The sequence below is a fragment of the Halomonas sp. 3D7M genome (assembly GCF_014897885.1).
Taxonomy (GTDB): Bacteria; Pseudomonadota; Gammaproteobacteria; order Pseudomonadales; family Halomonadaceae; genus Vreelandella.
This window is the reverse complement of record NZ_JABUZF010000238.1, coordinates 16837-23592: the sequence shown is the minus strand read 5'-3', so window position 1 is coordinate 23592 and position 6756 is coordinate 16837. Positions and strand designations below refer to the sequence as shown.

Here is a 6756-nt window from a genome sequence, read left to right as displayed (position 1 = left end):
GGACGAATCACTTCATCGTTCTTGAACAGAATTTTAAAACCGCGCTGATCGTGGCCTTCAACACCAATGATTTCGTTATCGAAGTAGCCTTTTTCCATCGCGGCCTGGGCACGCTGATGGGAACGCACGCCAAACTTATCCTGGTCTTCACGAGAAATACCGTGCATTTTGCCCAGCAGTTCAGCGGTCAGCCCCATCATCATGGCGGCTTTTGCGGCGTATTTACTGGCAGCGGGGTTAACATCAACACCGTGAGCCATGGGCACGTGCTCCATGTGCTCTACCCCACCAATCACGTAAAAGTCGCCCATGCCTGCTTTAATGTTGGCCGCCGCAATATGCAGTGCCGTCATCGAGGAGCCACACAGACGGTTAACCGTTTGCGCAGGCACCGAGCGCGGAATACCGGTCATGATTGCCGCATTACGCGCAATATTCATGGACTGCTCGAGCGTCTGGTTAACACAGCCCCAGATAACATCGTCCACTTCGGACGGGTCTAAATTCGCGTTACGATCAAACAGCGCCTGCATGACGGCTGCTGACAGGTTCTCAGCGCGCACATTGCGGAATGCACCATTTTTAGCTTTCGCCATGGCGGTACGTACACCGTCAACCACCACGATATCTCTTGGGTTCAAACTCATCTTATATCTCCTTTGCGTGGTGGTTAGGCCTGAGAGCCAGCATAAAATTGCTCGTTATTTTGAGCCATCTGACGCAGCTTCTCAGTGGGCGCGTAAAGCGGGCCTAACTCTTCCGCAAGGTTTTCGGCTAGCTTCACGAATTCGGCAACACCCATCGCGTCAATGTAGCGCAGTGCGCCACCGCGGAAGGGAGGGAAGCCGATGCCGTAGATTAATGCCATATCGGCTTCAGCGGGAGTTTCCACGATGCCATCTTCAAGGCAACGAACAGTTTCCAGACACAGCGGTACCATCATGCGAGCGATAATGTCTTCATCAGAAAACTCTTTCTGCTCTTTCACGACGTCTTTCACCAGCGCGTAGGCTTGCTCGTCGGTAACTTTCTTAGGTTTGCCTTTCTTATCTTCTTCATAGGCATAGAAGCCTTTATCGTTCTTCTGGCCCAGACGCTTATTGTCGTACATCACCTGAATCGCGGTTTTGCCGTCACGCGCCATGCGATCCGGGAAGCCTTCCGCCATCACTTCGTTAGCGTGTACCGCTGTATCTAGACCCACTACGTCCAACAGGTAAGCAGGACCCATGGGCCAGCCAAATTTTTCCATCACTTTGTCAACGCGTTGGAAATCAGCGCCCTGCTCTACCAGGAAGCTAAAGCCACCGAAATAGGGGAACAGTACGCGGTTGACCAAAAAGCCGGGGCAGTCATTCACAACAATCGGGGTTTTGCCCATTGCACGAGCGTAGGCAACTGTGGCGGCCACCGCTGCATCTGACGTCTTCTCGCCACGAATCACTTCCACCAGCGGCATACGATGCACAGGGTTAAAAAAGTGCATGCCGCAGAAGTTTTCTGGACGCTTAAGGTTTTTGGCTAAGCGATTGATAGAGATCGTCGAGGTGTTAGAAGTAAGGATGGTGTTTTCGCTCACCATGCCTTCCACTTCGGTCAGCACGGCGCCTTTGACCTTGGGATTTTCAACGACAGCTTCAACTACTAGATCAACATTGCCGAAATCACCGTAGGAAAGCGTGGGGCGAATGTTGGTTAGCTTTTCAGCCATCTGCTCAGTCGTCAGCTTTTTACGCTCTACCTGCTTAGCAAATAGCTTACGCGCCTCTTTCAGACCCAGCTCAATCGCCTCATCGTTAATATCTTTCATTATGATGGGCGTGCCTTTGCTGGCGCTCTGATAGGCGATACCACCACCCATAATGCCAGCGCCCAGCACAGCTGTCTGCTTAACGGGCTGCGACTGCTTCTCGTATTTGCTCCCTTTTTTCTTCACGACTTGGTCGTTAAGGAACAAGCCAACCAAGTTAAAGGCAACACTGCTGAGTGCTAGCTTGGCAAATGCTTTTGCTTCAATCGCCTGGGCGCGGGCACGCGTCTCGCCAGCGCCTTTCTGAATCACCTTAATCGACGCTACCGGCGCGGGATAGTGAGGGCCAGCCTTGCCAGCGACAAACCCTTTGGCGGTTTCAAATGCCATCATTTGCTCAATGGCATTGAGATTAAGCGGTGCTTTCTTCTCTTCACGGCGCGCCTGGTAATCTAACTCGCCGGCATTGGCACGGTCTAGAATGTCCAACGCGGCTTCTTCAAGCAGCTCGTGAGTAACGACAGCATCGACTGCGCCGACTTTAAGTGCTGCGTTAGCACGATTTTCAGTGCCGCCAGCAATCCACTCAATGGCGTTATCCGCACCAATCAAGCGGGGTAAACGTACACATCCCCCCCAACCTGGCAGAATGCCTAGCTTGGTTTCAGGCAAGCCAATTTTGGCTTTCTCGCTCATTACTCGGAAATCAGTCGTCAACAGTACTTCGCAGCCGCCACCCAGTGCCAAGCCATTAATGGCCGTCACGGTTGGAAAAGGCAGGTCTTCAATCGCATTAAAGATGTCGTGAACCTTAAGGTTCATCTCAACGAGATACTCTTCGCCTTTGTCAAAAAGGCTGTGAAATTCGGTGATGTCAGCGCCGACAATAAACGCATCTTTGCCGCTGCTAATCATCAACCCCTGTAGGCCGCTTTCAGCTTGAAGCGCTTTTACTGCTTCGCCCAACTCTGCCACAACAGCACTGGATAGCTTATTAACGGACTCATCTTTCAGATCGAAAGTGAGCTTAGCGATGTCATTGCCACCTTGGGTGTCACGACGCTCCACCGTGATGGCATTGCCTTGATAGATCATCCGCGCTCTCTCCACAAGTTCGGGCTGGCACCATTAATCGGACCTGCCACGCATTTCATACGGTCGTTTGATTGCGTAAGCTTGGTTGAGATAATGAGGAACGTCAAGCCCTGACTTTTGGCTAATGCGCTTATCTCTCAAGTGCACTTACACAAATCAACTTACAGCAGGCCCACATTTTTTGCGCTTTTTATAGACAGGATAGGCAACGCATCGACTTTGCCGACGAATCCAACGATCATGCTGTTTTCATTTATGAGCCAACAACGCCATGGGTAGTTTCTTTACTCCCGCCCGTATTACGGCACTACAAGCACGGGTTGAACGTACCGTCGAACGCTTAAAACCCTGGAGCTGGCTGTGGCCACCTATCGCGTTTGGCGCCGGGCTAGGTAGTTTTTTTCTGGTGGACCGCCAACAGTGGCTAGGAGCGGTATTAGCGCTGGGACTTCTTTTTGCCTGGCTGCTATTGCTTTCTGAGAGCCTCATCGGGCGCTGGCTTGCTAAACGCGGCCATCCCACCTTGCCCCGCGGTGTTACTACCTTTATCGCCCAAATGATTCACCAGGAAACACTTTTCTTTACGTTGCCATTTATCCTGGTTACAACCGTGTGGAACAGCGGGCAGACACTATTTGCGCTGTTAGTGATCGCAATGGCAATACTGTCGATTATAGATCCGCTCTATTACAAACTCGCTGGGCGCTGGCGAAGCCTCTATTTTATCTTTCATGCCCAATGTGTCTTTTTAGTGGTACTGGTTATTCTGCCTATCATGCTGCAGCTGACGACTGGCCAAAGCTTGATCCTTGCGCTAGTGATCACCATATTGGTTGCGCTGCCCAGTTTTTGGCACTTACTTAAAAAACGCTCGTTAACGCGCTGGTGCGGGTTCTTTGTGCTCACTATCGTGCTGGCCTATGCGGCCTGGCTCGGCAAAATATGGGTACCTCCTGCCAGCTTATGGATGACAAACAGTGCACTTTCTCCAGCGCTAGATATTCAGAGCCGCGAGCCGCAGGGAGCCATGGCGCTTACGCCAGACGCAATTCGCTCAACCGGCCTTTACGTTTACACCGCCATTCGGGCACCGCGTGGATTAAGCGAGACAATTCATCATGCATGGCACCACAACGGCGAATTGTTAGATGAAGTAGAACTTGCTATCAACGGTGGACGGGAGCAGGGCTATCGTGCCTGGAGCCATAAGCAAAATTTCCCAGAAGCACCGTCGGGAGAGTGGCGTATCGACATTATGACCGCCAGCGGACAACGGCTGGGGCTGATCCGGTTTACTGTTTCGGAAGATTTGGAAAAAGCCACGATAGCGGATAGCAAAATCCAACCTAGCGGCTTGAGTGCGCTAAATTTGCGGCGCTTTATACCCGGAAACAACAATTCTGAAAACGATCTGTCAACGGACGAATAACATAACGCCTTGCATTCAGCGGCGCAGCTTATGACAATTCGCCTACTTACATTTTTCGGTAGCTGTTTACTATGGCTTCAACAATTGGTTTTCGCATTGCACGTCTGCCCCACTTGTGGCGCTCTATTCTTGATCGAAGACTGGCACCCTTGGGGTTAACACAAACACGCTGGGTGACGCTTTACCATTTATGGAAGTTAGGTGAAGGCAACCCACAGTGTGATTTAGCAAGGGTGATTGGCGTAGAAGCGCCCTCATTAGTTAGAACCCTTGGACAACTTGAGGAGCAAGGACTGGTTGAGCGACGGGCCTGCGATAATGATCGCCGAAGCAAACGACTCTATCTGACGCCAACGGCAATGCCGCTACTTGAACAAATCGACAGCGTCGTCCAGGAGGCACGCAAAGAGATGCTGGCGGGCCTAAGTGAGAGTGATCTAGATCAGTTAGACAAGTGGCTAGCGCTAATAGAGTCCAATGGTATGGCGATTCAGTTAAGAGACCAAGACGGTCCCTCGGCATAAGACGTCCATCAGTGCCCTGCTGTTTCGCCAGCCCCATTTAGCGGCTTTGCAGCAGGGCGGTCTGACAATCCGCTAAGCGCCTTTCTTAGCGTCTGAAAATCTTCTCCATAGATAGCAAAACGCTCTGCAGTTTGTGACTCCCACCACCATAGTGTTAACGCCGTCGCGTTTGACTCGACCACCAAAGCATCTTGTGGAAGGCGCTCTAGCAGGGCTTTCAAAGTAGCGCTTGCCATTTCTGGCAATGGCCGTAATGGTGCAATGCGCCAACGCCACCCAGCATGATAAAGCTCCAGCGCTTCACTTGCGTTCGATTCACGCACTAACACAAAATCAGGCCCTGGCGCGTGATGGGAAAAATACCACCGATAAGCGGGCATCGTGCCTCGAAAATTATGCAACGGGGGCTTCTCCATCTTGATCACTACCCCGTGCTTCTTGGCGGCATTCAAACGCAGCGCCATATGGCGCTTCTGCCGCGGGCTGGGCTTAAGCCACATTACCGGTGCGATAACAAACAGCGATATAAAAATAATAATAAGCCACTCCATCTAACCACTTCTCCTCGTTGCAAATACTGGCCATCAGCATGGATGTTAAAATTAGTCATACTATCGGGTTAACTTAAAAAAGCATGACATAGATCGTTGTTAAGATGGCACTTGAAGCCTAAAGTAAAGGTCATCTAACAAAGCGTTCTCTTTGTTAATTATCACGAAGGAGATAAGCCATGAGCTATCACCACATTTTAGTAGCCGTTGATTTAACTAAAGACTCCCATAAAATCTTAGAGCGTGCAGTCGCGATTGCTGCTCGCAATGACGACGCCAAGATTTCGATCATGCATACCCTTGAGCCATTGGGCTTCGCTTACGGTGGTGACATCCCGATGGATCTCACCAGCATTCAAGACCAGCTGGATGATCACGCGAAGAAACGGCTGACTGAAATTGCCGCCCCTCACGTCGAGCCCGCTGATCAACATGTCGTTGTCGGCATGCCAGACACGGAAATTCATCGTTTTGCAGAAGAGCACAACGTCGACCTGATCGTTGTTGGCTCGCATGGGCGCCATGGCTTTGCCCTGCTGCTAGGCTCCACGTCTACCGGCGTACTTCACGGCGCGCAGTGCGACGTTTTGGCCGTTCGGGTCGGCAAAAAAGGTGAAGAGAGCGACGAGTAACCAATGTAGAAAGGCACCCATTGGGTGCCTTTACTCATTGATGCGGGTGTCAGTCACCGCTGGCCATCGCCTCAAGCTCCATCCAACGCTCCATTGCCGTTTCAAGCGTTTGCTGTACGTTCTCTAACGCTTGCAATTTTGCTGTGACGGCACTGGCTTCTTGCTGATAGAAAGCGGGGTCGCCAATCTCTTGCTCTAACGCCTCTACTTCATTCTCAAGGCGCTCAATCTCCGCAGGTAGCGCATCTAACTCCCGCTGCACTTTGTAAGAGAGCTTAACGGTTTTTTTAACAGGCTCAGCAACCGGTTTCTCTGGCGTTTTTTCAACCGCAACGCTGGTCGGTTCAGTGTTCTGGCGGGCAGCGCCTTCCCACGGAGCAGGCGGCAGTTTACCTCCTTGGCGAATCCAATCCGTGTAGCCACCCACATATTCACGCACAACCCCCTCGCCTTCAAAAGCCAGCATGCTGGTCACGACGTTATCCATAAATGTCCGGTCGTGAGAGACCAGGAGCAGCGTGCCATCAAAGTCCAGCAGCAGCTCTTCAAGCAGCTCCAGGGTTTCCATATCCAGGTCGTTGGTAGGCTCATCCAACACCAATACGTTGGCAGGTTGAGTAAACAACTTGGCTAACAACAGACGGTTGGATTCGCCGCCGGAAAGGGCTTTCACCGGCTGTCGAACACGATCAGGTGTGAATAGAAAATCCTGAAGGTAGCTCATTACGTGGCGATCTTTTCCACCAACGGTTACCCGATCGCTGCCTTGGGCGAC

At 51.6% G+C, this 6756-nt stretch carries 7 protein-coding genes (1 of these 7 only partly in view); 3 read left to right on the top strand and 4 right to left on the bottom strand.

Features of this window, described 5'->3' with window-relative positions:
- Together INT22_RS21040 and fadB are read right to left on the bottom strand one after the other, a co-directional pair.
- Positions 1–647 (bottom strand): thiolase family protein (locus INT22_RS21040; RefSeq protein ID WP_446718953.1); only part of this gene is annotated, 647 nt, incomplete at its 3' end.
- 23 nt (positions 648–670) lie between these two features.
- A complete protein-coding gene (gene fadB, locus INT22_RS13550; RefSeq protein ID WP_193060530.1) occupies positions 671–2845 on the bottom strand; it encodes a fatty acid oxidation complex subunit alpha FadB in 2175 nt (724 codons plus the stop codon).
- 271 nt (positions 2846–3116) lie between these two features.
- On the opposite strand from fadB, the gene INT22_RS13545 reads away from it, so the two are divergent.
- Both INT22_RS13545 and slyA read left to right on the top strand, forming a co-directional pair.
- Positions 3117–4274, top strand: coding sequence for a DUF5924 family protein (locus INT22_RS13545; RefSeq protein WP_089037652.1), 1158 nt, complete (start codon positions 3117–3119; stop codon positions 4272–4274).
- 71 nt (positions 4275–4345) lie between these two features.
- Positions 4346–4798, top strand: a complete 453-nt coding sequence (gene slyA / locus INT22_RS13540) for a transcriptional regulator SlyA (RefSeq protein ID WP_193060529.1) — start codon at positions 4346–4348, stop codon at positions 4796–4798.
- Between the two features lie 8 nt (positions 4799–4806).
- On the opposite strand, the gene INT22_RS13535 is transcribed toward slyA, so the two are convergent.
- The gene (locus INT22_RS13535; RefSeq protein WP_193060528.1) at positions 4807–5349 is read right to left on the bottom strand and encodes a preprotein translocase subunit YajC; all 543 of its coding nucleotides are present in this window, start codon (positions 5347–5349) and stop codon (positions 4807–4809) included.
- Between the two features lie 179 nt (positions 5350–5528).
- Here INT22_RS13535 and INT22_RS13530 point away from each other — a divergent pair, with 179 nt between their 5' ends.
- Positions 5529–5981 carry a universal stress protein gene (locus tag INT22_RS13530; RefSeq protein ID WP_038483043.1) on the top strand — a complete coding sequence of 151 codons (453 nt, stop codon included), beginning with the start codon at positions 5529–5531 and terminating at the stop codon, positions 5979–5981.
- Positions 5982–6030: 49 nt separating this feature from the next.
- Here the strand turns inward: INT22_RS13530 and INT22_RS13525 are convergent, their stop codons facing one another.
- A protein-coding gene (locus INT22_RS13525; protein WP_193068418.1) for an ATP-binding cassette domain-containing protein crosses the window boundary here: on the bottom strand, positions 6031–6756 show its 3' portion. It continues 1215 nt past the right edge of the window; only the last 726 of its 1941 coding nucleotides appear in the window; its start codon lies beyond the right edge, outside the window; its stop codon occupies positions 6031–6033.